Origin of the sequence: Arenicella sp. 4NH20-0111 (assembly GCF_040366405.1) — a bacterium.
Taxonomy (GTDB): domain Bacteria; phylum Pseudomonadota; class Gammaproteobacteria; order Arenicellales; family Arenicellaceae; genus Arenicella.
In genome coordinates this window covers 210,045-235,707 of the sequence record NZ_BAABWF010000001.1, presented here as the reverse complement: position 1 = coordinate 235,707, position 25,663 = coordinate 210,045, and the positions used below count along the sequence as shown (strand labels likewise).

Below are 25,663 nucleotides of genomic sequence, written 5' to 3'. Positions count from 1 at the left end.
AGGGGTCAGAGCCGAATTAAGAAGCTTGTCGACTGGAATCCCAGCGTCGAGATTGATGCTTAATAATCAACCCTTCTAATACTTCACGAACAGCGGATTGTTCGTCATTTAACGGCGGGTCGGTCAGTCTGACCAACACGGTGTCAGAGCCTTGGTGGCAAGTTGATTTGGGGTCTCAACAGAGCGTGGATGTGGTGCGGCTTTATCAACGCATCGAAGCCAGTGCGCCATACTCAACGGAGCTTTCGGACTTTTACGTGTTCTTATCACCGACGCCGTTCGGAAACCAAACGGTGGCTGACCTGGTTGCCGATCCGGCCATCGAGCACGCCTTTCATGCGGGCAGTTTTTTCGGGGCCAGTTTGGATATGAGCTTTCAAAATACGGCCGCACGGTACGTGAGGGTTCAGTCTAGCGGCCTAAGTCGCATGGTGTTAGCCGAGGTGGAAATACTGCAAGCCGCCAACGGCATGAACCAACCACAGGAAGAAGGCGGAGTACACTTTTTTGTTAACGACCACTTAATGACCCCCCAGATGGCGGTTAATCGTGATAATGTGGTCACTTGGCAGGCGGAGTACACGTCGTTTGGTAAAACCGACATCAGCGTTGAACAGTTTGTGAATAACCACCGTTTTCCGGGGCAGTATTATGATTCGGAAAGTGGATTGTATTACAACTGGCATCGCTACTATGATCCCCAAACGGGCCGTTACTTAACCTCCGATCCGATTGGGTTAAGAGGTGGATTGAATACGTTTGGGTATGTTGGGGGGAATCCAGTTGGGTTCACAGATCCAACTGGTCAAAATGCAGTTGGTACTTGTGTTGCTGGTTTAATAGCGGAGCCAGGGCCGTTTTCAGAAATCGCATGTGTTTGTTATGCGGTTTATCGAATAGGTAGTGCAATAAAAACATTAGTCACGGAATCAGGTGGATCTTGTGCCGCCCCACCGGATAATGGACCTAAGGACTCTCAACCAAAGCAATGTGACGATGAAGACGATTGCGACAAAGAGTGGCGAGAAGCGCGACGAACTTGTCGAGACTTGATTATGGAACAAATGGAACAAATGGAACAAAGAGCAGGAAGAAGAAAAAAGAGGAGCGTAACTGGAGTAACAGGTGGATTTACTGATGTAGAGTCTTGTGCTGCGGGTTTAGTCTCCGAGCGCTGTGGAGGGAATAAAAAAGACTATGGTCGAAAGAAGAAGCCTTATGGGAGGAAGTTCTAAAATGGGTAATTACTTATTAACAGAGCTACAGAAAATCGATAAATTGGCTCGGTCAGGTGAGTTTATGAAGTGCATGGAGGCTTTTAATACTCTGATTCAACAATTCCCGTCTGAACATTCACTGCATAGAAAGAAAGCCGATGTATTGGAAGATTTTGGTAAATTTGACGATGCGTATCAAGCAAGACAAGAACTTGCTAGTTTAGAATTTAAGGAGCCAGCAGATTTGTATGAATTAGCTTTAGCGGCTTGGAAAGTTGAAAACTACTACGACTGTGCGGCTTGGGCGAATAAGGCTATTTTTGAATGTGAAAGGAACGAAAACTATTATTACTACCAATCTAGTATTTTTTATCAAGCAGTAGCTCAAATTGCTACTGCTGACTACGATGCAGCAGCATCTACAATAGAGAATTTAGATGACGATTACTCCACTCATGTTTCTAGGTTGGGCATGATTTCAAAAGAACATATAGTTTTAAAAATTGAATCTCGACATAGCTGGTAACTCAAAGCAAACAAAATAAGAAATGGGGTCAGAGCCGAATTAAGAAGCTTGTCGACTGGAATCCCAGCGCCGAGATTGATGCTTAATAATCAACCCTTCTAATACTTCACGAACAACGGATTGTTCGTCATTACTCATCTGGCTGACGGCCTCAAAACTTACTACACTATAACCATAGTGTAGTAAGTGTGGTTACCTAAGCCTATAGGTAACCCGGGCTTATGTCTGATAAAAAGACCTAAAAACTCGGTGTAGCGTATTAAGTGGCGATGGCTTAATTTTATTCGGACTATCGTCGCTTTGATTGCTTGGAATTGTTTTCGTATTCAATAAAAGATTAGTTACAAAGTGTATTATCGCTGTCGTAGTACTCATCTTCTTTTTAGGTCTCTAGGTTGAATGTTCCTCATTAAGTTCTTAACTTTTTTCCCAATAAGGAGTGTCGCCAAAGACCCCGCTAAAATAGTCAATGAATGCTCGCACCTTGGGTGCGAGTAACCTTGAGCTCGGGTAGACGGCCCAGATAGCGGTATTATTAATAAGGGGATAGTCTTTGAGCACATGAACTAACTCACCCTCGCGAAGTTGTTCATAAGCGCACCAAACGGAGCATATCGTAATCCCTATGCCATTAACGCAGGCGTCTCTAACGGCTTCGCCATTGTCAGATCTGAGCACGTTATTGGGTTTTATTAATTGAGGCCCATTGGGAGTATCGAAAGACCAGTCTTCTAAACCCATCAAGCCAATGCACTTTTTTCGTGTTAAATCCTGGATGGATTTAGGCTGACCGTATTGGCGAATAAATGACGGTGAGGCACACAGTATGCGAGTGTCTGTGGCTAGCTTTCTTGCAACGAGAGTTGAATCATTCAAGCTGGAGTTTCGAATTGCAATGTCAAAGCCGCCTTCAACCATGTCCAGAATTGAGTCGCTAAGACGCAGATCAAGAGTCAGGTTTGGATGCTTTTCCAAAAAATCATCAAGTGCCGGAATTAGGTGCATCCGGCCGAAAGACGCTGGTGCAGTAACTCGTAACGTACCTTGTGGCGAAATACTTCCCGAGCCAACAGAAGCCTGAGCGAGTTCAACACTGGCGAGCACTTCTTTGGCGTGTGGCAAAAAGTCCGTGCCTTCTTCCGTTAATGATACGCGGCGTGTTGTTCGGTGAATTAGCCGAACCCCTAACCCTTCTTCAAGTTTGTTGATGTGCGCGCTTGATACCGCTGGAGACAACCCAAGCTCTTTTCCCGCCAAGCTAATGTTATTAGTGGAGGCTACTCTAACAAATAGCTTGAGATGTTCTACATTCATTATCAAGCAAAACTATAAACTGATTAATTATGGATCGATATTATCATTGATGTAGTAAAAAACTATCATCGCTTTGAATTTAATTGGTGAAAGAGATAGTGGACCATGAAAGCGATGATTGTAAACGCATACGGCAATAGTGACGTGTTTGAAGAATCTGAAATTGAAAAGCCTCGTGTGATTCCTGGGCATGTTGTGGTTAAGGTTATGGCCACCAGCGTGAATACAGTTGACATGATGATTAGGCAAATGGGCCAAGAGCTTCCGTTGTCTCCCGCTTTGCCTGCAATTCTTGGGATGGACTTCGCTGGAATTGTCGAGGAAATCGGGAGTGATGTTACTGATTTCAACATAGGTGACGAGGTTTACGGCTGCGCTGGGGGGCTAGCCGATTTACCCGGAGCACTGGCCGAATATATGTTGGCTGATTGCAAGCTAATAGCACATAAGCCGTCATCATTGAGCATGCGTGAAGCAGCTGCGTTGCCACTCGTCGGAATCACGGCTTATGAAGGTCTGGTGAGATCAGGAGTCAAAGAACATCAAAAGGTATTGGTGCACGGTGGCTCGGGTGGTGTTGGCCATATTGCGATTCAGTTGGCGAACTACTTTGGTGCACAGGTGTATTCCACTGGCGGTGGTGAAGCACAGCTATCAATGATTGAGTCACTTGGCGCTACCGGAATTAACTATCGCACCGAATCAGTCTCTGAGTACGTTGAACAGCATAGCGAGGGCTTTGGTTTTGATGTCGTATTTGATTCCGTTGGTGGTGAAAATATGTTGAACTCTTTTGAGGCAGCAAGGCTGAATGGTCATGTCGCAACCACGGTTTCCATGCTGGAGCTTGATTTGACGGCGGCACATTTTAAAGGCCTTTCATTGCATGTGGTATTCATGCTTATACCCATGCTCCACAATGTTAATCGGCAGCAACACGGTCGTATTTTGGCTGAGCTTGCCTCGATTGCGGACAATGGGGCGTTAAAGCCTATTGTCGACGAACGACAGTTTGATATTGCCGAAGTTGGTTTAGCTCACGATCATCTAGCAAGCGGTAACGCAATGGGTAAGGTGGTGTTGACGGTCTGAGCGTCGTTTGTTATTCATGCGATGAGAGCGAGCCCTGTATTATCACGCGCCCTTGAGTATTAAGGGCGCGCCTGAGCCTGCTTTTAGTTATTTTCAACGACTGTAGTATGAACTTGACGCTGTGGGTAGGGAATGGAGATTCCTTCTTTGTCGAAACTCTTTTTGATGTTTTCGATCATGTCGTTATGTACACCCCAGTAATCGGCAGAACAAACCCATGGCCTAACGATGAAGTTTACGCTGCTGTCAGCCAGTTCAGTTACCGCAACGATGGGAGCTGGTTCGCTGAGAATTCTGCTGTCAGCGGCTATTAAGCCTTTGATTACGTCGCGTGCTTTGTCGATATCATCGTCATAGCCGATGCCAATCACCATGTCGACACGTCGGCTTCCGGTGGACGAAAAGTTGGTGATATTGCTGTCTAATACCCTGGCATTGGGAATGATTACCGCTTTGTTATCACCAGTTCGTAACTCAGTCGTAAATATTTTAATGGTATGGACGGTCCCTGCAGTGCCAGCAATATCGACGAATTCTCCAACCCTGAAAGGGCGCAAGAGAATGATCAATACCCCAGCGGCAAAATTCGATAATGACCCTTGTAGCGCCAAACCAATTGCTAAGCCTGCGGCACCTAAAATGGCCACAAAAGAGGCTGTTTGAATCCCTAGTTGACCTAGAGCGGCAACTACGATGACGGCAAAGAGCCCCCAATAGAGCAAGCTGTCGATAAAACCAATAAGTTCAATATCCACCTCTTGCTTACGCATTGTTTTTACCGCGAGGTTGGTGATTGCACGTGCAATTCGCTTTCCTATTAGGAATATTGCGATGGCGAGCAATATTTTTAGCCCGTATTCGCTGCCGTATTTCAGAGCGAGGTCCCAATATTGTTTGTAAGCGTTGATGTCTGTTTCCATAAAAATTTACGACTTGGTTTTTCTGACCTCGGTGCGGTCAAGTTCAATTTTGAGTGATTGTCCTGACTTCATGATTTCAGTCAGAGATAGCGTCAGTGAGATGACCATGCAGACTAAGCTGCCAACAAACAAGACTTCTCCCGTGTCTTGTCTGTCAAACATCAGGCACAGCATTGCCAATACACAGAATAAAAACGCCAGAACCCCAAACGCCTGCATGTATTTAATGAGAATAATGCGTAAATGCAAAGAACGAATTTGTTCTATTCTGTTGCCGCTATCATGATCGTCGGAGCTGCTATTGAGTGCACGAATAATATTCGCTAAGGCCAAATACCGATTGGTATAGGCCAGAAACAAGAGCGATATTCCTGGGAACAAGAACGCTGGGTCAGTGATGTTAAGGATCATAGGGCGGAGTGTACCCTATGCTTGAACCTACACGGAAGGGGTTAGGGCTTCTGCGTGCGCGATTTTGCTTTCTTCGTTGCTGCTTTTGTAATTGACTCTTTAACTTGATCAACGCGCTGTCCCAGCTCGGTGATATTTTCAAGCGTCCTCAAATCGATGTCCATTTTCTTTTCCATGCTTAGTATCAAAGGTTTAATACTGTTTTCCATTGCATTGGCCATCGTATCGAGGGTGTCCACCATTTGTGGCGAAGGTTGGTTTACAACTTCCACAACGGGAGGAGATCTGTGTTCAAAAGATTTGGCTATTGCAGAAATTGACCTGGCAAGTTGTGCCATTTGTTGACTTTGCTCAAGGTGCCAGCGAGCTTCTCTGTCATTGGCGGAATCTTGAGCATGACGTTCATTGGCTTGTCCTTCGGATAATGCGGAGTTCAATTGGTTGAGGCTTTGCACTATATCCATCATCTGGTTTGCGATCCGAAGCCCACTGTCGGCGTCGTCGCCACCGAGCGCATTGCTTCTTGAAAAGTCCTCCTTCATTTTTTGCCAGCGTGTTTGCTCACTTTTACTTAAGGAGCCTCTGAGCTCGCCAAGTTTTAGTAGGTTTTCTTCGGTTCCCTTGGTTAATAATTGCGACTCACCTAAGTAGTGATCATCAATGAGCTGCGAAAGCTCGGACTGATTCATGACTCCTGAGACTTTCTCAGCCATTTTGTTCATGTTTCTGTAACTGCCTTGCAATTTAAACGCGGGCTCGGTGCGATAGCGATCATCCTGCGCGGCAGATGCAATGTACTGTTGATTTACTTTAAATATGAGTTTTTGAATCACAAACAGCTTCTTTAGCACCGTTACAATTTCATTGATTTCGGCACCGCTATACTGATGACTTAAGTCAGTGCTTGCGACAGTTTCCCCTTGAGCCATTTTGATTAAATGGTAAACGTCTTGCATGTCACGTGTGGCAAGTGGTGCCAGTACTGGATTAGATGTTAATGCGTTTTCAATATAGCTAAGAGAAAACTGTTCCTCCATGCCACCTAAAATATCGCCAAGATTATAGATGTCAGCTCTGTTAGCCAGCATATCCGGGACTTTAAACACCTCGCCGGATTCAGTGTACGGGTTACCAGCCATTACGACACAAAACTTCTTGCCGCGCATGTCGTACGTTTTTGACTCATTGCGCCATATTCCTTCTATACGTCGCGTTCCATCACAGAGTGATATGTACTTTTGTAAAAACTCTGGGTGCGTGTGTTGGATGTCATCTAGGTAGAGCATCACGTTGTTACCCATTTCAAAAGCTAGGTTGATTTTTTCCAGTTCTTGCTTGGCGGTCGAGTTGGGTGCTTGCTCTGGGTCTAGCGAGGTCACATCGTGGCCTAGGGCAGGGCAATTTATTTTCATGAAAATTAGCCCCAAACGGTTCGCCACATATTCCATTAATGTGGTTTTTCCGTAGCCTGGGGGGGAAATCATCATGAGTAATCCCATTAAGTCTGTTCTCTTAGACTCACCGATTGTGCCCATTTGCTTTGCTAGGTTATCTCCTATAATTGGCAGATAGGATTCATTCACAAGTCTGTTTCGAACAAATGAGCTTAATGGCCTAGCCTTAAATGAGTTGAGCTTTAATGCCACTCGTTCTTCGTTCATAACGTGACTTCTTAGCTCTAAGTAGGCTTGGTAGTTTGGAATCGTCACGTTGTGGTGTTGATGCATTCTTTGCATGAACTCATCAGCACTGATGGTCAGCGTTTGATTTTCAAGTCTCGGATGTTCCCCTAAAAGCTGATCCACGGTTTGGTCGAGTTTTACCGAATTTTTAAAGAGGTTTAGCCCGCCAATTAGGTTGACCGCAGTCTCAGGGATGTAACGTTTTAGTGATGTCATCTCCTTTCGGTGTGCTAGGGCCTCAAGCCAAGCCGTCGCTAACGCGTATTGTTGTCTAGGTTGTTCTTTAAGGTTGTGAATGGATTGCTTAAATGATTCTAGGGCATTGGAATCAAGGCTTCTTTCGAACGACGACATTAATTCGGCTGCGTACCGGCTTTGAACAAATGCGTTATTGTCGCGGTTAGTTGTTGCCAGTTGTTCGGCCAAATAACTCGCTGAGCGCTCAAGTGATTGTTTGGTCGCATCGAGATTGATTTTTTCTGCGAAGCCCTCGATTTTTCTTCCTATGTCATTAGCAAGCAAGGAAAGCGCTTTGTCATCCGCAAATAGCTTGCGAAGTTCAAGGGCTGAAGTCGCCCTTTGGCGCCATTCGGTCTTTAGTGAAGAATGTTCAGCTTCAAGTAATGGCAGGTTCATGTAAAAAAGCTGAGCAAGCGCGCGCGACGAAGGGTCGTAGATTAACAGGCCTGCATCCTGCAAGACTGGAATAAGCGACTGTAGTATTTGAGCGGCATCATGATCGTGTATCCCTTTTTGGTAGCCTTGCTTATAGAGTGGGGTAGAGTAGTCACGAATCAGCTTCACTAGGCTTTCAGGCTCATTAATGCCGTGCGCGAGTGACTTAAGGTTAAGGTTTTGTTCTTCGCGTTTCGCCGATTCGAGAACTTGATAGGCTAAATACTCGGCTCGATAGACCGTGTCGGTTTCCGACTCAAGAGACATCGACCAGTACTCTTTTGCTTTGGACAGAGTTGGGTTGCAGACTTCTTCGTAGTAATTCGTACCGATTAAATGGAAGAACAACTTGTTGTCGCGAGGGATAATCGTAAGATCAAGGTCTTGCTGATTCACGCTGAATTTATGCTTCGTTCCAAGCTTGATAACCTTGCCGCCGTCTTCATAAATGTCGCTCTTGTCACGCAAAGATCGAATTGCTTGTTCTTTTAAGGCTTTAAAGCGAGAGTCGATGTCATCGGCAGCGACTTCAGAGTTTAGGTCTCTGAGTTGGCCAACCAAATCAGAGATTTTCATTACTAACGCGTCCGATGCGAAATAGGTATTCAGCTCGTCGTTACTTGATAACTTAAGCGATCGTTTCTCAATACTTTTTAAAATCCGAGAAGCGGAGTCCGAGAGTGTTTGAGCTCGTCGTTGTTGAGCCTCAATTAGACTTTGTTTGTGGGCCTCAAAGGAATCATATATTTCTTCGCGCTTCTCCATAATGTCAGAGAGAAATTGATCAAACTCTGAAAACTGACTCTCAAGGTCCTCTAATTGAACCAATAGTTTCGCAAGTTGATCGTCACACTTTTCTGGTGTGTTGGCAGCGCTTAATGCATTTGTGATACTTTGAGAGAACAGTTTGAACTGCGCCGAAAACTGTGCGATGGCTTCTTCAGAACCCAGCCCTTTTTGCTTTTGAGCGCCTTTTGCCTTTGTCTGGTTAAGCTTGGCGTAGACCTCTGAAATGGTGTCAACAATACGAGTTCGAACGGTTGTGTCTTCGATGTCTAACGTTGTGATCAGTTCCGACAATAGATCAAGTTGTGCGGTGGTATCACTAATGCGATCTAATACAGGCTTTATATCGGCGTTAGATTGAGCGATGTCGATGGATTCTGTGAATTCCAGTGTCCGTGAATGATATGACTCTAGAGACGCTTCATTACTCAGAAATATAACGGTTTGCTGGCCAAGTACGTCTTCATTGTCAATCAGTTCTTTAGATAGTGATTCGAGCTCGTGTACGTCGATGTACCGATAGGACTTGATGGTCGCTAAATGTCCTCGCTGTTTCCTTAGTTCGGAAATGGTTGAGACGAACTGCTCGGCCGTCTCCCAGGTAGTCGTTGTTATTCTACTGATTAGCGCTTGTTGCTCTTTTTTTGCGTCAGCAAGTGCCTGTGATGATTGTTGCTGAATGCTCTGAACTTTTTCGAATTCATCGATAACAAGTTCTGATGTAGAAGCAATGTCGTGTAGGGTGCTGGCGATCGTTTTGTTATTGGGGTTTTCAAGCCAATAGTGTGAATCAAAAACGCGTTTTGCCGCACGGTTTAACTCTTCGTAGTGGCGCATCGAAACTTCTTTGTTTTCTATTTGCGCGTATATGGAGTATAAATCCGATACGCCCCTTACTAATTCTGAGTTGCCTATTTTTCCTAGTTCGGTTGAGCTTTCAGGTTGTTGGCTTGCGAATTCTGCACTGATGTAGGATGTTTGCCATACCTGCATTGGATGCACGCGAGTTGGTTCGTGCTCAGCCGAGAATATGACGAGTTTCCCGTCGCCGCGCAATGCGTAACCGTTGCTGTAAATTGGGTTTTGTAGACTTTTAGTTATTAGGTTGTAGCTAAACAGAGCAAACTTTCCCTCGATGGGCTCATAAAATATATACAGTACGTCTTCACCATTAGGCGATCGAATTGTACGTTTAAATTGAAGGCCTTTGACCTCGTCTGGGAACGATTTGGATTCACCAGTTTGAAGGTAGACCCCGCCTGGAAAAATAATTCCGTGATCTTCTGGCAATTGAACACAAGATTGCCCCAATGCGTCGATTCGATGTACGTCTTCGGTAAGTGTATTAAATACAAGGTAGCGAGTGTCGTTCTCTTTGTAGGGCCTGATTGCTAACAAGATCAGGTCGCCTACCATGGCGTAGGAAACGTCTGCGTCATCTAACGATTGGTTTTTCTCCTCTACTGGTTCAGAGTAAATGCCTAACCCATCTTCCGTGTTATCTTCAATCTTGACCGTTAAATCACCACCAATCGTCTCAACAAATATTCGGTCCGCTATATTTACATGAGGGTGTTTGCCGTGAACAAAATCGTCTCGTGTAGAGTCAATCCACTCGAAGTCGTATTGTTGAGGAAGTTGAATGTCGCGTTCACCACGGTTGTCAATGTAACTAACGTCAGTGCCATCGGGTGATATTGTCCATCGAAAGACTCGTAAGTCGGAGGCGCGTTCACCGACCTGAAACCCGGCTAATAGCTTGCCGTCTTTGGTGGTTAATTTTACCAGTCGAGCAGCTTTGTAGTATCGATACAGTTCTTCAAAATCACTTTTAAAGCTGGAATCTGAGAGAAAAGATGACTTCAGGTCAATGGCTTTTAAGGTCAAATCTTCCGAATCTTGATCGAGCTCCAGCAGGGCGAACACATCATCGATTCGTGTTTCCTTTTTCAGCCCAATGAATACGTTGTAGCCGAAAAGTAAAGCGTCTCCCACCTGCACTATATCGCGCGCAATACAGTTGTTTTCTGTGCGGACTCTAGTACGCCCTATGGCTTCCATTTGTACGCCACCAAATTCAGCTAGGCGCGCCTTATTTAAGTCTTGCGCGTGTTTTTTTAGCTGTTTCCCCTGTTCATCTAAACGTGTGCGAATAACCTCATAGGCACCAGCCTCTGCTACTGCATTGTCTAAAATCTGATTGTCAGAACTGGCCATTTACTATCCTTCTGTTTAGGCAGCGTACGAAGATACTGCGATAGTGTTAACTGGGTTATTCGCTAAAAGCTAGAGTTTAGCGTTTGCTTATTTCTCAAGTAGAGCTGTCATCTCGGTCTGTTGTTTCGTCACGTTCTGAAATCGCTACAAATTTGTTGGCATTCATTTGATCGCGGTTTTGGAATGCTTGGATGGATCTTAGTGCCATTTCTATTGGATCGTTGATCATGCTTCTACCTCGATTGACGTACCACGCATTTCAAATTCGAGAGATGCGTGGTCATGGTTTTAAGAACTGTGTTCCTTTTCATCTGCACTCTTTGGCGAGGCTTGATTGTCAGGGCTGGGTAAGAAATTTGATAATTGACCAATTAGTGATTGGACGGTTTCGCTTTTGTTGGTTAAACCGTCTACCGCTTTTCCTAGAGAAAGTGATTTCGCAAAGGTGTCAAAGAAGTGTCCCTCACCTCCAACAATGTCAATTTTTGCTTCTCTGAGAGCGGTCGCAAGTACTTCTGCATTTTCTTTCGAGATGACTTTTCCGGCTTCAATAGATGCCATGGTTTCTTTCAAGGCGGTCTCCAGCGTCATGCGGAACTCTTCATGGGATCTGGCGTCATCACTCATGGTGTTCATGGCGTCGAATTTGTCGGTTAAGCCTTCAGCTTCCGCTTTAAACTGCGCGAGGGTTACATCTGCTTTTGCAGTTCCAATTTTCGCGCTCGCATCGGCCTCCGACTCTCCTTTAGCTTGAATTATTTCAGCTTCAGATTTCCCTAATTCTCGCACTGCAGAGGCTTGAGCTTCCCCTTTGTCTCGCACCACTTTTGCCTCAGCCTCGCCGGTCGCTTTTACAACTTCCGCTTGCGCTAATCCCAGAGCAGCACCTTCGGCTCGGGCGCCTTCAGCCAATTTTATTTTGGCTGCAGCTTCTTTTTCTGATGCTTCGAGGTTCGCTTCAGCAAGTACTGTAATCTCCACAGCCTTATGCTTCGAGGCCATTTCAGCCGCTTCAGCCGCTTTGACTTCGCGAACTTTTTTCTCTTCTGCATCACCTTCCGCGGATTTGACTTGTATCTGTTTTAACCTGTCAGCTTCAGAAACTTCCCTAACTTCGTTGATTTTTTCTTCTTCGATAGCGACAGTTTTATCGACTGCAACGCGCTCTCGAATGATGTCGGCGATATTTTTCTTTTCGCGCTCTACGTCTTTCTCAGCTTCGATGCTCGATATTTCAACTTCCCTATCACTCTGTACGCGTTCCATTCGTTTTGTGCGATCAACTTTCTCTGTTTCGATTGCTACTGCACGTTGGCGGTTTTCGTTGGCGATTTCGATTTCTCGTTGTTGGTTCTCGGTCTGAATAGAAAGATCTCTTTCAACTTCAATTTTTGCGGTTTCGGCCTTGAGCTTTTCCTCTTCCTGAACCTTAACTGTTTCGGCCTCTTCCCTTGCTACAACGGAAGCGACTTCTCTCGCTTGTTTTGCTTCCGCGTCGGCTTGTTGTCGTTCCAACTCTAGCATTGCTTCTTTAGCTTCGACGTTTTTCTTCTTGATCGCGAGCTCTTCGTCTTTTTCAAAGATGTTTGTTTGTACGTTTTGAGCGGCGGTAAGCTCAGTGATTTTTCGAATCCCTTCAGAGTCGAGAATGTTGTTAGGGTCTAATGCCGACTTTGGCGTTTGTTCTAAATAGTCAATGGCGACGTCTTCCAGTGAATACCCATTTAAGTCGCTACCTATTGCTTCAACGATGGCGTCTCTAAATCGTTGCCTGTCTTCAAACAATTCGACAAAATCGACCTTCTTTCCAACGGTCTTTAATGCTTCGGAAAACTTGGCGGCAAACAGGTCATAGACGGCCTGGGTGTCAGATGCACGTTGTGTTCCGACGGCTTTAGCTACGCGTAACACATCTTGTTCAGTTTCATTAACACGTAAGTAAAATGCAACCGCGATGTCAGCGCGCATATTGTCTTTACAGATCAGTCCGTCTTTTCCTCGTCGGTCTACCTCTAGTGTGATTAGAGATATCTTCATCAATTCCTTCATATGAATGATCGGGAGAACCATCCCGCCGGTGAACGTCACCTTCGGTTTTGCTCGTAAAGTATTAATGATCAGAGCGGTTCCTTGTTCTACTTTGATGTAGAACTTTTTCACTAGCATTAATATGCCAATAATAAAAACAATGATGAAGCCAACCACCATTAGTATGGGGGTGTATACCGTTAGATCTGCCATAGTCTATTCCCTTTGTTTGAGTTTTTTATACGCCGTCGAATTCGCTTTTTGCGATTACGCGGTAAAGATTGTTTTCGTTAATTTTTTCGATGACAACTACTTGGTCATTCTTTTTGAATTCTGTGTCGCCCATTGATCGAACGTTCAGTAGAAGGTCGACCCCATCAACACTCAGGAGCGCTTCTCCTCGATCAGCGTTAACAATCGCGGAACGAACACTGACCGTTTGACCTATGATGTGTTTGGTTTCATCAATGTCCAGCTTGGAGAATAACTTTCTAATAGGCCTGATCACTAAGGATGTCAGCATGACCGAGGCGTAAATTGATATCAGTAGAAGCCCAATACTCGCAACAATTTTTAATGCGGCAGTAGGGATCAACGGGATCAATAGGTAGGTGCCGTAATAACAAAACAACCAGCCAAAAATCGAAATGAAGGTCAACACAATTGTTAAGGGGACGCCGCCTAAACCGAATTTCAGTAGTAGGCCAGCAATTCCCTCTTGAGCAGATGTCGAATCGGCCGCATCAATGTCACCGTCATAATCCAGATCGAGTACGTCCAGGTCAACCATTCCCAGAACGGCGATAATCCAATAGAGCATGCAGATAATCAGTAATACCGTAAATATCGCAGTAGGAAATGAGGTTACTATTTGATGAAATGCGTTCATGTTTTCGTGTAAAAAGATTGCGAACATAATTTCCCCCTGGGTTATCGTTTTTTGTTTTTAATCCGATCGAGGACTTTTTTCGCGCTAGCATCATTCGTAATGCCGGCTTCGCGCAATCGTCTATCCAAGTCACTTTCCATTGAGTCTTGCGCTATCTCTCTATCTGCTGCGAGCTCAGCTTCGGTATGTCTTTGTTTTTCTTTTATTCGTTGAAGAGAGTCAATCGCTGTGCGCAATCGAGGGTTTTCAGAACTGTAGCGTTTGGCCACTAATTGCTGGGCTCGCTGCAATGCTTCTGTCGCCTTGATGGTCTCTGTTTGCTGCTTTAGTTTTTTAAGTTGAATTTCGGCCACATTAATCGTGTCACGTAGTGTGTCGGCTTGTTCTTTGTGTTTTTTGATCGACTCACTTTGAGCAGTCTTAATGTTTTCAAAGTCAGCGATCCGTTCAGATATTTCTAAGGCCAGTGCGTCATCTTTCTGTTGTAAGGCGATGAGTACAAGTTCTTCGCTCTCCTTAATTTTCGTTCTGAGTGTGGCGGAAGTTTCCTCCGCGACTTTCTGGCTCGCTATGATGTTGGCGAGTGCGCCTTTCGTGTGATTGAGGTCTTCAGCGGCATCTCGAATCTCTTGGTCTAAGATGTGCAGTGCATGTTCGTCGATTACATTTTCTCCAACCTCATTCACGCCGCCTTTGAGTGCCGTAATCATTTTTGACCAGATGTTCATGCGGGTCCCCTTAACTGGCTATTTCGAATTTCAAGAAACAAGAAAACGCTTCCGTTGCTTGGATAACATTTTCGGCTAACGTTTCCACCTCCAATACTACTTCGTTGATACTTGATGCTGAACTTAGAGCGCCAAACATGTGGTAGTAGTCACCGTGAGTGTCGTCGGTATCGAGACTAATGGTAGAGAGAGGCAAGTACTTATGAGTTTTAAGTACATATTCGTTGAATTGGGTTGTGTCAGAAATATCTTCAGCGCAAAACAAAACGGCCTCAACAAGTATTTGTTCTCCACCCACGCTGATGAATATTGGCAGGTCGCCGTACTCGTGCATACCTATAACGATTGAAGAGTCTAAGCCCTCAATGATTTCGATGGTGCAGCTGCCGTTGCTAAATGCTGGTCGATCTTTTAACGCACCGTAAAGGCTTTCAGTGGTCCAGCGGTGCGCGTTTTTGTTGTGCATATTATGCCCTCCTGTGGGTGTTTCAACGTGTTGCGAATAGGGTGTTTCAAGGTTTAGTGGCTGTGTTTCGATGCCAACAATGGGGGTTCTCAGCTCCTTTTCTACTTCATGAAGCAATTTCGAGTTCTCTGGGAGCACCCAAACTTCCTTTTTGACTAGACCTTTATCCCGCAGCCTTCTGCGGTATTCACGTTGATATTCTGCTGATGATTTTTTAGTCATGTAAGTAATAATATATCTTACATGTAAAATTGTCAAATTATGTCACATGTAATATAATTGTGCTTATTGAACATAAATGGGAAATTAAGATGAATTGCACCGCGTGTAAGAAAGGAGTGTTAAGTCCGGCGTACTTGGATGTCATGTTGCCAAGTCATGCCTGTAATGAGTGTGGTGGCGTGTTTTTGCGAATGATCGATTACTTTCGCTGGCAAGAAGATAACGAAAATATTGACTTGGTTGCCAACCCACCCGTCGGTATTCATGCTGAAGAGACATCGACAGCGATCTTGTGTCCAAAGACTGGTGTCTTAATGACGAAGTATCGAATATCAAAGGACACTGAGCATCGCTTAGATTTCAGTGCTGCAGCGAACGCGGTGTGGATGGATAAGGGAGAATGGGAACTATTGAAAACCGCAGGTCTGGCGACCAGGCTCAATAACCTATTTACTAGTCACTGGCAGCATGACATTCATGCTCAAGAGTCGAGCGAAGTGATGAGAGAATTGTACGCTCGGCGCTTTGGTGAGCACTATGCGGCGTTAAGTGAATTTAGAGCTGTGCTGGACGCCATGGATGATAAGCACGAGGCGATTGCCTACCTGATGGCTGAAGACCCCTATAAACCATAGAGCTTGAGGTGTGTTGTGCAAGCAGCCGGCGTTGGTTTAACTGGCGTAGTGCGGTTGCGGCTTAAAGGGGAGCGCAAGAATTTATTGCTCCCCTCCCGTTGTGACGTGGTTGTCTTTATTAGAGCTTTTCGTCGGCCGCGAGTTTCATGAAAGTGTCGTTAAACCGCAGCTTAACGTTGTTTTTATCTCCGGCTATTGTTCCATCTGGGTATTCGATACCCACCAGATCGGCATTTTCAGCATCAGCACCATAAAGCCCTTTGTCGAAGCTGAAGTTTCTCACATCGTCCATGGTTTTTTTAAGGTCGTCGCTCTTCGTGAAGTCGACGGCGTCGGATGCCGAGTAAAACATGGCGGTTGTTTTGAGCTGTGATTTGAACTCAGCGACCGTTCCGCCCGAATTTTCAGCCATAAATGAAAGTGCTTCTTCTGACGTTTTGCCTCGCCCAGCGATCTTGGATAAGGTTTCGTACCAAGCGCCTGTTAAGGCTTTTTTGAAACGTTCATCGGCGTTGGTTTTAACCACCATCAGATCAACAATTTCACCTTCGATTTTAGATGAATCGAACACCAATGTTGCGTCCTTAGCGTTGCGTGTTTCTATCAAAGGCGGATTCCACGTCACGACAGCACCATTGGGGTCGCTGACAAAGAGTGCTGCGATATCGGCGTCGGAGGTGTTAACGACGGTAATGTCGCGCTCTGACAGCCCGTTCATGTCCAGTGCTCTGGCTAGCATGTAGTGTGAGACAGAAAGTTCGACCAATCGTACTTCACGGCCTTTCAAGTCTTTGACGCTTTCGCCGTTCTTGATGACTATGCCATCATTGCCATTTGAAAAGTCACCAACAATGAGTGCCGTGCTGTCGATGCCGCCAACCGCCGGAATGGTGAGTGCATCCATGTTCGTCATGGTGCAAGCATCGTAGGCGCCTGTTGTATAAAGGTTAATTGATTCGATATAGTCGTTTATGAGCGTTAACTCTATGTCGATGCCGTATTTGTCAGCCCACTTTTTTAAAATTCCTGACTCGTCAGCGTAAGCCCATGGTTCCCAGCCAGTGTAATGCGACCAAGCAACCTTGAAGGAATCTTTTGCGAGTGCGTTGGTGTGGGTTGTCAGTGTTGATAGCACTAATGCAATCAATAGTAAGCCTTTTTTGATGTTCATCATATCTCTCCGTCGGGTATCTTAAAGCTCGATGCTTAGCTCTTGTTTTACTTGCGTGCCTTTTTCCATTTTGACTATAGAGTCTTCCATTTTTGTGGTTAAGGACTCCATCTCCAAAATTGACTGCGCCATGTGCGGTAACGCCTCTCTTCTGAAGGTGCTGATATCATTGAGCGCGCTATCGACATTTTCAAATGCAATCTTAAGTTTTTCAATGTCCAGGCTCGCACTGGATGCTTGCTTTTGTATTTCAACACCTTGGGTTTTCAGTTGCTCCGAAGTTTGAACGATCAGCTCATTGGTCGTATCACTGACGGCTTTCACGCCTTTGAGAACTTGTTTCTGATGCTGTAGCGCAACGGCAAGCGTTGCTGCGGTTTGTAGAGCAGTAACCGTGACATTGAGCGATCGGTCGACACCGCGTATCAGCTCTCGATTGTTTCGAACGATGGTTTCCGTGGTTAGCACCCCCTGCTGATTAACGGCTAGTTGTTGCTGTAAATCGATGATGCGCTGCTTTAATGGAAAGAGCACTTCGTCTTGGAGAAACAGTTTTCTGTCTTCGGGAACTTTACCGCTTTCAAGGGTCGTTGTTAGCTTTTGGTCCATAATGTGGCCATAAGCGATGTAGTCGTGAAGCTTGAAGGTGAGTTCACGCATCTCAATTTGGTCTTGCGAGAGGGTGACGTTGTCCCGCTCGAGCTGTGAGCGACCATCTCGGAGGCTGTTTATTATATCTTCAAGAACGTTTTCTACCGATTGGTATCGTGCAAACCATCGGCTTAAGGGCGTGCCGATGCCTGGAAGCATAGATAATAGTCGTCGAATACTGCCCATATCAAAGTCAACCCGGTTCGGGTTTATGTCGCTCACCTGTTCTTGTAGATTAAGCAGGGAGTTAGCCACTGAGCTTCCGTCTTGTGCGTCGTCCATAAGGTTGCGCATAGGTTCCTTCAGCATGGCACTTTTACGTGCCAACTCTCTTGAGACATTTTCCCCTAAAGCTTGAACCGCTCTGGCGTGATCCTGTTGCGCCCTAAGATCTTTAGGGTCAATGCTCAAAAGGCGTTCGATCATTTCGTCGGCTTGTCGCTCTATCGCCGGATCAATCTTGCTCTGTTGGTCTTCTTTTTGTGCAACAGAAGGCAGGCTTTTTTCTGCTTGCTCCAGCGTGAATAGTGCTAGGCTGTTCTCCGTTTTGGTAATTGTTTCACTCATATTTTACTCCTGCTGTTACTAAGTATTAGTGGTTGGGTAGTTGGGCATCGATAAGGGGTTGCCGTAATCACTATGTACGGACTCCAGGTTTTATTCGATGGCGTATTTATCTGACCTCTTTATCAGGCTGCTGAGTTCAGACATTGCGTCATCTATATCCATGACGGCGTGGCCAGCCTCTGTTTTTGTGTTTGCAAGTTTTGTCGTCACATGATCCAGTTGAGTCAGCGCTTTGTCATTCTGGGCGAGCAAGGCATCGGCTCGATCCAGTTGTTCTTGGCGAAGGGTCAATCTCTGATTTAGTGTGCTTTGTAGTTCTTGATTGTCTTGATCTCTTGCGCTTTTGAGTTGCCACTCAATATTGTCAACATCAATGGTGCTTATGCTTCTTAAAACCAGGCAAATGTTTTCAAGGTTATCTATGCCGCCTAAAAACACCTGTTCAGCGATGGTTAGATAGCGCATATACGTTATCTCGTTCTTGTTTAGACGTTTCCCCAAAATTGCCGTTAAGTTGTGATACTTGCTTTTAAATTTATCTATCTGGAGCACGCCTCGGTGCTCGCCCAGCGTGCTTAGCTCGCCTTCCAATCCTTCTAGAAGTTTGTTTCGTTTGCTTACTAGTTTGTTCCTGACGCCCGAAATATAGTGCGTGGCGTACTTATCTTTATTTAAAAAATAGTTGCCTATAAACCCGCTTGCACCCATCGCTAAGCCTGCGCCTATTGCGCCTAAGGTGAATATGTTCAATCCGAACGCAACGGCAGACACGCCACCTAGCATGGCTATTGCGGTTGGATAAACTGCCGTTGCCTGTTGCGCTGATTTTCCTAAAACAGCTTTACGAACGGCTGATTTGGATATTTCTTTAAGATCGTTCACGGTGTGTGCTCATAGAAATTGACTTATAGCTCTTGTGCAACCAGAACGATTTCGACTCTGGGTAACCTGTAGTTGTAGGCTCGAGACGATTCTCCCGATTGTTTTTTAAGGGGTCTTTGTCCGCCAAACCCAATGGCTCGCATTCGGTCCTTATCGACGTTGTAGGTCGTATTTATGTACCTTTTCACTGAATCGGCTCGGTCAGAGCTCAGTTCGATATTAACTTTTTTGTCTCCGCGTAAGCCTGTGTGGCCTCGAATTTCGAGTCGGTAATTAGGGTAGTGCTTTAGGTTTTCTATGGCTTGGTCAACTTGGCCTTTGCCTTCGAGCGTTAATAGATAGGTGCCACTGGTAAACACGATGGGTCTGACTTTCAGTGTTCCAATTTCACTAAGTCGGTCCCACTCTTTTGTGCTGAGTGTATCAAAGTCACTCAGCAGACTTTCATCGTTGCTGACTAAGTTTTTATTGGCATCACCAAATGCCCCTCCGAGACCATTTTTTTTGTAGAGCTCGTTAACGAATTCGCTGTTAGTTATGCGGTATGGATCTTGATTCGGAATCGGATTGCGATCTATGTCTCCATAATTGGTAAGAATTTCGATGGTCGATTCGATGGTGTCTATGAGCGCTTCCTCAGAGAGCGAACGTGACAATGTTCCGTACCATCTGCGAACATTGTCCGTCAGCGTAGACCAACTTACGCCATTTAATAGGTTTTCCACAGCGCTTTTTTCAAGCCCGGTGCTCTTTGATATATCGTTAATGAGTTTGTCATTATCATCGCGATAGTATTTTAGTGTTCTAAAATAGTTCTTCAGTAATAGCTCGACTACCTCAGGATTTTTCTGAGAATACCGTCGGTTGGTGATCAATATATCCACAATAAGTTGACGAGTGTCTTTCGTGCTCAGAATTCGTTTCACACCCTTTAGACTTAAGGCTCGTGAAACGTCGGGCTCCCACAATACCGCGGCTTGAACCTCTTTATTGGAAAACGCCTTCAGCGCTGCAGATGAACCGTCTGTTTCCTTTAGCCAGGCGCCGTCTTTGCGTAAGTTTTGTATATCAAAGTGCACGGCTACAGACTTTAGTAAGTGCTCGCTGGGGGAATCAGGCGTTAGTGCAATGCTAAGGTTCTCGTTCGATTTGAAGTCATCAAGTGATGTGATCTTATCTGACCAAGCGACGATCGCGTCTCCGCCTTTCGATTCGTCCAAGACCGCGGTAATAACGCCTGGATAGTCTTTGTCAGCGCCATTTACAATGTAGCTGTCGACGGTGCCAACAGCAAAATTGTATTCTCCGCTGGCTAACTTCGCATAGCGTTCTACATAGTTTGCGCCATCGTCTATGCAATTGAGTAAGTAGCCACTCTGGCGCATGCGTTTCTTCATTTCTGGAGAGCACAACGGGAAGTACCCAACCCAGTTGTCATAACCGATTGTGATTCTACCCTTGGTGCCTTTTGCGTCAGAAGAATCCGTCTGCAGGTAATCACCGACAATGGGCAGTACGAATTTGCTGCCAACGATCGCAACTATTCCGATAAACAGAAATATGGACGCTATTTTTACGTGCTTACCCATAACGATGAATGTCTCGATGTGTTTTTATATTAGTCTCAAAATGTGCTCTGAAAGGCTGCTTAGTTCGTTGAGAAGGTGTCGGCGTCAAATGAGGGGGATTCAGCAAGCACTTCAGACAGGCCTTTAGTTAGGCTGTTTGCGTCGTTGGCTTGTTTGTAATACGTTTTCCCTGGTTGGTTTAACGAGTGGCGGCTGTCGATGCAAAAACCGACCGTATGAATGACCACCGGAGACTTCTCCAAAACTCTTTCAACTGCAGAGTGTGGCGTCTCTTTTTCTGAAGACGCTTTCCCATCAGTCACAACCACAAGATTGTATTCGCCGTACCCTAATTGACGTTTTGCTTGTGCTTCGAGTGCTAAGTAGCCAATGTTTATTGCGGATTTGAGAGGTGTTCCGCCATCTGCACGAGTGCTATTAATGGCGTCAATGAATGAGTCTCTGTTTCCCGTGCCCAATGGTATTCGTTCGTTTCGACCATTGCCGTCAAATATAAATAGGCCGATATTGGCATCACTAGGAATGCTCTTTGCAAAACTTGCGAGTGAGTCTCTAGCCACGCTTAGTTTTGATCGTGAGCCTGAGCAGCCTTGTTTTGCCATGCTCCCAGAGCCATCAAAAACAACGTAATAGTTTTTGCTCGTCAGGTTAGCTGCAATTGCCTCGGTACTTTCGCCGAGTGTAGGCCAACTATTGTCGGTGGCCCTGAGTCCATAGGCCGACCCTGTGCTCGAACGCTGCTCGGCATAGCGTTCGCTACTACCGATGCCCGAGGTGTTACCAGAACTGTTGGTCTGGTTGCTGGTGTTTGATGAATTCCCTGAGTCGTCGCCAAAATAGTATATGGCCGCTGCCGCGAGAATGGCATACCCGATAACACTCGATGCTTTCATAGATGGCTCCCTGCTCTATAGTGGTGAAAAGACGTCAGCTTCAGCTTCAACTTGAATGATGCGAAACTCCACTCGCATGTTTGAGCGCCATTCCGTTTCTGTCTTGGGTGCGCAAGGCTGCCCATTACAGACCCCTGTTTTGGGTTGAGCGATGCCGTGGCCAACGACCGCAAATTGACTGCTATCAATGCTAACGCCATTGCGTTTAGAGTAGCTTATTAGATTGTCTCTTACTTGTTGCGCACGACTGACACTCAAGTTCTTGGCTGATTGCTTTATCCTACCCAGTACAACTGCGGGTTGGTTTTCCTTTTTCTTTCTTAAGTAGCCCATCGGGTCGGAGTGTCCTTCCACCGTAATGATGGCGCCACCGTAAGTCGATGCTAGGCTCATGACTTTATCAAACGCATCGCTGTATAGGCTTTCGGTAAACACTTGTTGGTTCGGTTTGAAAAACACCTCGAAACTGAAAAGCTCACCGTCTTTGAGTGCCCCTTGTTGTTGTTTTTTCGTTACTACCTTGGCAACCTCTCGCTCATTGAAGCGGGGAGCCTCTGCCTTTTTAGCGATCGTTAAACCTTTACGTAGCGCATTAAAGTCCCAGTCGGCATGGCCTAGCGTGGAGCGACCTGTAATCAGGCTGATGCTGCTCAATCCGTTTTGTATCTCCTTATTCAGGCGTTCGAAGTTTCGAGGGTAGCGAGCATCTTGGAAGAATTTAATGTTGTCTTCGAAGCGAGTAAATTCAGCGTCTGCGTACAGACCTTCAGCGTCGCCGATGGCTTGTGGGCTGTCCAACAGCATCTCAGCTGAGGCTCTCATCAGGCGTTGGTATTGGGATGAGTTTGAGCGCTTGCTTTTGACAACTGAGGCGACAGATTCTTGGGCCTGAATTAATGATCTTACCAATCTACTTACTTCTTCTTTGTTGGCATTTAGATAGTCGGACCTAACGGCGTAGACGTCTGAGATCACTCTATTGGCGGTTTTTGTGGAAAGGAGGATTTTTGCCCCCTTAACCGAATCTTCCGCGCCGGTGCCCACATTTCCACCGGATGTCAGCGCCAATGCATCTGGAATGATCACGAAGGCGGCATCGATATTATTTTCGTACAATGCGTTCATCGGAGAATTGTCGGTCCCCGTTAAGTCTGATAGCCACTTAATTGATACGTCATTCAACGAAAGGCCTGCGTCGTTCAATATTTTAGCCAAGTAGTCAACATGAGGACCGTAGGCTTGTAGGGCAATGGTTTTGCCGCGGAGGTCCTTTGCGGATTTGATGTTGTCTTTCACCACAAGAGCGTCTCCGCCAGCCGACCAAGTCAATTGATAAATAACCACCGGTTTGGTTCGTTTATCACGATTTAGTAGGTCACTCGCGGCGTTTATCATGCCGAGCGTGCCTCGAAGGTAGGGGGTATCGCCGCCTATAAATTGTTCCAATTGTTCGGTGAACACATCTTGTCTCTTGAGCGTTACGCGCACATTGTTTTTGTCGAAGATGGATCCAGAAGCGGTGGTCTTCTTATTCCCGTTTGCGTGGATAGTTGCTATGTCGCCACCCCAGGTGATGATAGGCAGCGTAACCGTTCCGTCTTTTACGTTTTTGGCTCTCGTTTTTACAACTTGATCTAAAGGAGCTGCCGATACATATTGTGGTTTGGAAAAAGAGACTTGAGAAGTCACAGACAACAGCGCAATGCTAAAAGCGAATAAGCGTTTCATTCTTATTGGTTCCCTTGGTTGTGCGAATGGTAGAGTAGTCGAAGGAGATCTCAATGACTCCCGAATACTTTATTTAAGGTCAATTAGACAATTTTCAAGATCACATCTCAAGGGATTGAGCGTGCATATTCTTCGTTTAACAACGTCTGAAAAGAATCAGGATGTTCTAAGTTGAAGTGTTTAACATGTTGTTGAACCTCGGGATCAAAGCCTTCTGAGCGAATGGTGGAGATCAGGTCTTGAAACGCGCGACTTGTTTTGATTTCAGTCGAAAGCGCAACGCTGGGCAGTTGATAGTCGGCGACAATTTTGGCGCCGCGTTCTACATTTCCCCGATCGTCCTGGTAGTACTGTGACAGCACCAGCATTCGTGACCCTAGATAACAAGCCTCTTCTAGATCGTGAGTAACAAAAAAGATCGTTAGCTTTTTAGCGTCCCATAGCTCTAGCAGGAAAATTTGTAATTCTTCTCGTGTGTCTGGGTCAAGCGCACCAAATGGTTCATCCATTAGTAAAATGGGCGGTTTCATGATTAATGCTTGGGCTATTGCCACACGCTGTTGCATTCCTCCGGAGAGCTCGTGAGGATGTTTGTGAGCGGCGTCTGACAGTCGAAGTATGTCCAAGTAGCGCATGGCTTCCTCGGTATCGCTGTCGTTTTTAAACCAGGGTAGATACCACTTCTGTTTGGTTAGGTTCTTACCCAATAGTACATTTTGCAATACGGTTAGCTGAGGGTACAGTGAGTATCTTTGGAACACTATGCCTCGATCTTGATCTGGAAAACTAACTTGCTTGTTATTGATTTTTAGCGAGCCGCTATTTGCTGCTTCTTGGCCGAGGATTAATCTAAGTAGGGTGGATTTTCCGCACCCGCTAGGCCCTACGAGAGTGCAAAACTCTCCAGGGTTGACGGCTAGGTCTACGTTGTCAAGAATTAGCTTGTCGCCATAGCTCTTGTAAAGATTTTCAATCCGAAGAATGTTTTTGCTGTCTTTCATAGGGGGTCTTAATCTATTTAGAAGCCACATACCACGCGTATTTGCGATGGATGATTTGTTTTAGTATGTAATCGAAAAAGAAGCCTAAGAAGGTGATCCAAATAACGTATGGGATGATTAAGTCCATGCTGAGGTATCTGCGAACCAGAAAAATCCGGTAGCCTAGGCCGTCGGTGGACGCGATAGCTTCGGAAGCAATCAAGAATAGCCACGCTGCGCCTAAACTTAATCTGATTGCTTCTAGTAATCTCGGTAAAATCTGAGGTAATACGATTCGATAAACCACCGCCAATTGAGAAGCACCAAGCGTTTGAGCCTTAACAATTTGCTCACGGGGTATCTTGTCGGTAGCCAAATAGATATCGCGAGCGATAATTGGGAACGTGCCTAAAAAAATCAGAGTGATTTTCCCTACTTCTCCTACGCCAAAGGCGATAAACAGGATCGGTAGTACCGCCAGAGGAGGAATCATGGATAGCACAGTGACGAATGTGGCGAATGTGGCAGACATGCCCTTGAATACGCCCATGTTTAGGCCCAGCAATAAGCCTAGAGCCGCCGCGAGTCCGACTCCAATAAAAAGGCGTTTTAGGCTTGATGCCGTATCTTGCCAGAGTTGATACTCGCCAGTGCGCCTATTTTCAGTGAAGGCAGCCTTGTCGATGGCTTTGATCATTTTGGAAATGCTGGGCAGCAACTTGTCGGCTGGGTTTGCTTCCAGCCTTGCGTTAGATGCTGACACGTATAACGCGATGGCTAAGGCAAATGGCAAAATGGTTAAAATCACTTTGAGCCATTTGGGAGGGCTGGCGTTCAGTCCAAAAAATAGTGGGGCTTTCATTGTCTCAACTGTTGGTGCTGTGCGGTTAATCTCGTTGATTGACGCAACTGTGTCATTTAAAAGGGCTTCAATACCACTAGAAATACAATGGGAATCAGCAATAGAACTGGAAGTTCATTGAGCCAGCGATAGAAAATGTGGCCATGAGGTATTTCGTCACGTTCGAACTTTTTCATCGTCGAGGCACACCAGCCGTGGTAGCCGGACATTGCCACCACAAGTAAAATTTTTGCGTGCAACCAACCTCCGTTAAAACCGTAGCTCAGCAACCAGATTCCAAATACCCAGGTGGCGATCATGGCGGGGGTCATAATGCCTCGCATTAGTTTGCGTTCCATGACTTTAAAGCGTTCTTTGCTTACATCATCTTCAGACATCGCGTGATAGACAAACAGTCTTGGCATATAGAAAATTGCTGCCATCCAGCAGATGACGGCGATTATATGGAGAGATTTTACGTAAAGCATAATTGAGCGGTAGGGAGTTATCGTTATGGGCTTAGATTATCACAGTCTTAGAGAAAGGTTTCATA

The 25,663-nt window shown here is 45.6% G+C and carries 21 protein-coding genes and 2 pseudogenes; 4 read left to right on the top strand and 19 right to left on the bottom strand.

The window, feature by feature from the left end; genetic code table 11:
- Window positions 1–16: 16 nt before the first annotated feature.
- A pseudogene (locus ABWW54_RS01035) lies at window positions 17–103 on the bottom strand (helix-turn-helix domain-containing protein); the annotation flags it as partial.
- Here ABWW54_RS01035 and ABWW54_RS01030 point away from each other — a divergent pair.
- A complete protein-coding gene (locus ABWW54_RS01030; RefSeq protein WP_502907755.1) occupies window positions 63–1,235 on the top strand; it encodes an RHS repeat-associated core domain-containing protein in 1,173 nt (390 codons plus the stop codon). The pseudogene ABWW54_RS01035 and the gene ABWW54_RS01030 overlap by 41 nt on opposite strands.
- Complete coding sequence (locus ABWW54_RS01025; RefSeq protein WP_353409188.1) at window positions 1,219–1,743, top strand: tetratricopeptide repeat protein; 525 nt, start codon at window positions 1,219–1,221, stop codon at window positions 1,741–1,743. The genes ABWW54_RS01030 and ABWW54_RS01025 overlap by 17 nt, the downstream gene beginning before the upstream one ends.
- Window positions 1,744–1,782: 39 nt before the next feature.
- On the opposite strand, the pseudogene ABWW54_RS01020 reads toward ABWW54_RS01025, so the two are convergent.
- A pseudogene (locus ABWW54_RS01020) lies at window positions 1,783–1,905 on the bottom strand (helix-turn-helix domain-containing protein); the annotation flags it as partial.
- A gap of 255 nt (window positions 1,906–2,160) precedes the next feature.
- Entirely contained in the window at window positions 2,161–3,057 is an 897-nt protein-coding gene (locus tag ABWW54_RS01015; RefSeq protein WP_353409186.1) for a LysR family transcriptional regulator, read from the bottom strand.
- Between the two features lie 105 nt (window positions 3,058–3,162).
- Between ABWW54_RS01015 and ABWW54_RS01010 the strand changes: the two genes are divergently transcribed.
- Window positions 3,163–4,149: a zinc-dependent alcohol dehydrogenase family protein gene (locus ABWW54_RS01010; protein WP_353409184.1), complete on the top strand. Its 987-nt coding sequence runs from the start codon at window positions 3,163–3,165 to the stop codon at window positions 4,147–4,149.
- Between the two features lie 83 nt (window positions 4,150–4,232).
- Here ABWW54_RS01010 and ABWW54_RS01005 read toward each other — a convergent pair whose 3' ends face one another.
- The 7 genes from ABWW54_RS01005 to ABWW54_RS00975 form a co-directional block, all read right to left on the bottom strand.
- A complete protein-coding gene (locus ABWW54_RS01005) occupies window positions 4,233–5,069 on the bottom strand; it encodes a mechanosensitive ion channel family protein (RefSeq protein ID WP_353409182.1) in 837 nt (278 codons plus the stop codon).
- 6 nt (window positions 5,070–5,075) lie between these two features.
- Entirely contained in the window at window positions 5,076–5,480 is a 405-nt protein-coding gene (locus ABWW54_RS01000; RefSeq protein WP_353409180.1) for a DUF2721 domain-containing protein, read from the bottom strand.
- 41 nt (window positions 5,481–5,521) lie between these two features.
- Window positions 5,522–10,840 (bottom strand): DNA repair ATPase, encoded by a 5,319-nt coding sequence (locus ABWW54_RS00995; protein ID WP_353409178.1) that lies wholly within the window; start codon window positions 10,838–10,840, stop codon window positions 5,522–5,524.
- Between the two features lie 288 nt (window positions 10,841–11,128).
- The gene (locus tag ABWW54_RS00990) at window positions 11,129–13,081 is read right to left on the bottom strand and encodes a hypothetical protein (RefSeq protein WP_353409176.1); all 1,953 of its coding nucleotides are present in this window, start codon (window positions 13,079–13,081) and stop codon (window positions 11,129–11,131) included.
- A 25-nt stretch (window positions 13,082–13,106) separates the two neighbouring features.
- Window positions 13,107–13,784 carry a DUF1449 domain-containing protein gene (locus tag ABWW54_RS00985; RefSeq protein ID WP_353409174.1) on the bottom strand — a complete coding sequence of 226 codons (678 nt, stop codon included), beginning with the start codon at window positions 13,782–13,784 and terminating at the stop codon, window positions 13,107–13,109.
- 14 nt (window positions 13,785–13,798) lie between these two features.
- Window positions 13,799–14,485 carry a PspA/IM30 family protein gene (locus tag ABWW54_RS00980; protein ID WP_353409172.1) on the bottom strand — a complete coding sequence of 229 codons (687 nt, stop codon included), beginning with the start codon at window positions 14,483–14,485 and terminating at the stop codon, window positions 13,799–13,801.
- Window positions 14,486–14,495: 10 nt separating this feature from the next.
- A complete protein-coding gene (locus ABWW54_RS00975; RefSeq protein WP_353409170.1) occupies window positions 14,496–15,173 on the bottom strand; it encodes a YjfI family protein in 678 nt (225 codons plus the stop codon).
- Window positions 15,174–15,262: 89 nt separating this feature from the next.
- Here ABWW54_RS00975 and ABWW54_RS00970 point away from each other — a divergent pair, with 89 nt between their 5' ends.
- Window positions 15,263–15,808 (top strand): TFIIB-type zinc ribbon-containing protein, encoded by a 546-nt coding sequence (locus ABWW54_RS00970; RefSeq protein WP_353409168.1) that lies wholly within the window; start codon window positions 15,263–15,265, stop codon window positions 15,806–15,808.
- 118 nt (window positions 15,809–15,926) lie between these two features.
- Here the strand turns inward: ABWW54_RS00970 and ABWW54_RS00965 are convergent, their stop codons facing one another.
- The 9 genes from ABWW54_RS00965 to ABWW54_RS00925 form a co-directional block, all read right to left on the bottom strand.
- Window positions 15,927–16,982: a putative urea ABC transporter substrate-binding protein gene (locus ABWW54_RS00965; RefSeq protein ID WP_353409166.1), complete on the bottom strand. Its 1,056-nt coding sequence runs from the start codon at window positions 16,980–16,982 to the stop codon at window positions 15,927–15,929.
- An 18-nt stretch (window positions 16,983–17,000) separates the two neighbouring features.
- On the bottom strand, window positions 17,001–18,197 hold the full coding sequence (locus ABWW54_RS00960) for a toxic anion resistance protein (RefSeq protein WP_353409164.1): 1,197 nt from the start codon (window positions 18,195–18,197) through the stop codon (window positions 17,001–17,003).
- Between the two features lie 90 nt (window positions 18,198–18,287).
- Complete coding sequence (locus ABWW54_RS00955; RefSeq protein WP_353409162.1) at window positions 18,288–19,079, bottom strand: hypothetical protein; 792 nt, start codon at window positions 19,077–19,079, stop codon at window positions 18,288–18,290.
- A 23-nt stretch (window positions 19,080–19,102) separates the two neighbouring features.
- Complete coding sequence (locus tag ABWW54_RS00950) at window positions 19,103–20,668, bottom strand: phosphate ABC transporter substrate-binding/OmpA family protein (RefSeq protein ID WP_353409160.1); 1,566 nt, start codon at window positions 20,666–20,668, stop codon at window positions 19,103–19,105.
- 59 nt (window positions 20,669–20,727) lie between these two features.
- Window positions 20,728–21,561, bottom strand: coding sequence for a vWA domain-containing protein (locus ABWW54_RS00945; protein WP_353409158.1), 834 nt, complete (start codon window positions 21,559–21,561; stop codon window positions 20,728–20,730).
- Window positions 21,562–21,576: 15 nt separating this feature from the next.
- On the bottom strand, window positions 21,577–23,289 hold the full coding sequence (locus ABWW54_RS00940) for an ABC transporter substrate-binding protein (RefSeq protein ID WP_353409156.1): 1,713 nt from the start codon (window positions 23,287–23,289) through the stop codon (window positions 21,577–21,579).
- A gap of 107 nt (window positions 23,290–23,396) precedes the next feature.
- On the bottom strand, window positions 23,397–24,290 hold the full coding sequence (locus ABWW54_RS00935) for an ABC transporter ATP-binding protein (protein ID WP_353409154.1): 894 nt from the start codon (window positions 24,288–24,290) through the stop codon (window positions 23,397–23,399).
- Between the two features lie 13 nt (window positions 24,291–24,303).
- Window positions 24,304–25,131: an ABC transporter permease gene (locus ABWW54_RS00930; protein ID WP_353409152.1), complete on the bottom strand. Its 828-nt coding sequence runs from the start codon at window positions 25,129–25,131 to the stop codon at window positions 24,304–24,306.
- A gap of 56 nt (window positions 25,132–25,187) precedes the next feature.
- Window positions 25,188–25,598 carry a CopD family protein gene (locus tag ABWW54_RS00925; RefSeq protein ID WP_353409150.1) on the bottom strand — a complete coding sequence of 137 codons (411 nt, stop codon included), beginning with the start codon at window positions 25,596–25,598 and terminating at the stop codon, window positions 25,188–25,190.
- Between the last annotated feature and the right edge of the window lie 65 nt (window positions 25,599–25,663).

What these genes read in the sequence shown, in the direction of transcription:
- ABWW54_RS01025 (WP_353409188.1), top strand. Translation starts at nt 1,219, where the DNA reads ATGGGAGGAAGTTCTAAAATGGGTAATTACTTATTAACAGAGCTACAG.
- ABWW54_RS01015 (WP_353409186.1), bottom strand. Translation starts at nt 3,057, where the DNA reads ATGAATGTAGAACATCTCAAGCTATTTGTTAGAGTAGCCTCCACTAAT.
- ABWW54_RS01010 (WP_353409184.1), top strand. Translation starts at nt 3,163, where the DNA reads ATGAAAGCGATGATTGTAAACGCATACGGCAATAGTGACGTGTTTGAA.
- ABWW54_RS01005 (WP_353409182.1), bottom strand. Translation starts at nt 5,069, where the DNA reads ATGGAAACAGACATCAACGCTTACAAACAATATTGGGACCTCGCTCTG.
- ABWW54_RS01000 (WP_353409180.1), bottom strand. Translation starts at nt 5,480, where the DNA reads ATGATCCTTAACATCACTGACCCAGCGTTCTTGTTCCCAGGAATATCG.
- ABWW54_RS00995 (WP_353409178.1), bottom strand. Translation starts at nt 10,840, where the DNA reads ATGGCCAGTTCTGACAATCAGATTTTAGACAATGCAGTAGCAGAGGCT.
- ABWW54_RS00990 (WP_353409176.1), bottom strand. Translation starts at nt 13,081, where the DNA reads ATGGCAGATCTAACGGTATACACCCCCATACTAATGGTGGTTGGCTTC.
- ABWW54_RS00985 (WP_353409174.1), bottom strand. Translation starts at nt 13,784, where the DNA reads ATGTTCGCAATCTTTTTACACGAAAACATGAACGCATTTCATCAAATA.
- ABWW54_RS00980 (WP_353409172.1), bottom strand. Translation starts at nt 14,485, where the DNA reads ATGAACATCTGGTCAAAAATGATTACGGCACTCAAAGGCGGCGTGAAT.
- ABWW54_RS00975 (WP_353409170.1), bottom strand. Translation starts at nt 15,173, where the DNA reads ATGACTAAAAAATCATCAGCAGAATATCAACGTGAATACCGCAGAAGG.
- ABWW54_RS00970 (WP_353409168.1), top strand. Translation starts at nt 15,263, where the DNA reads ATGAATTGCACCGCGTGTAAGAAAGGAGTGTTAAGTCCGGCGTACTTG.
- ABWW54_RS00965 (WP_353409166.1), bottom strand. Translation starts at nt 16,982, where the DNA reads ATGATGAACATCAAAAAAGGCTTACTATTGATTGCATTAGTGCTATCA.
- ABWW54_RS00960 (WP_353409164.1), bottom strand. Translation starts at nt 18,197, where the DNA reads ATGAGTGAAACAATTACCAAAACGGAGAACAGCCTAGCACTATTCACG.
- ABWW54_RS00950 (WP_353409160.1), bottom strand. Translation starts at nt 20,668, where the DNA reads ATGGGTAAGCACGTAAAAATAGCGTCCATATTTCTGTTTATCGGAATA.
- ABWW54_RS00945 (WP_353409158.1), bottom strand. Translation starts at nt 21,561, where the DNA reads ATGAAAGCATCGAGTGTTATCGGGTATGCCATTCTCGCGGCAGCGGCC.
- ABWW54_RS00940 (WP_353409156.1), bottom strand. Translation starts at nt 23,289, where the DNA reads ATGAAACGCTTATTCGCTTTTAGCATTGCGCTGTTGTCTGTGACTTCT.
- ABWW54_RS00935 (WP_353409154.1), bottom strand. Translation starts at nt 24,290, where the DNA reads ATGAAAGACAGCAAAAACATTCTTCGGATTGAAAATCTTTACAAGAGC.
- ABWW54_RS00930 (WP_353409152.1), bottom strand. Translation starts at nt 25,131, where the DNA reads ATGAAAGCCCCACTATTTTTTGGACTGAACGCCAGCCCTCCCAAATGG.
- ABWW54_RS00925 (WP_353409150.1), bottom strand. Translation starts at nt 25,598, where the DNA reads ATGCTTTACGTAAAATCTCTCCATATAATCGCCGTCATCTGCTGGATG.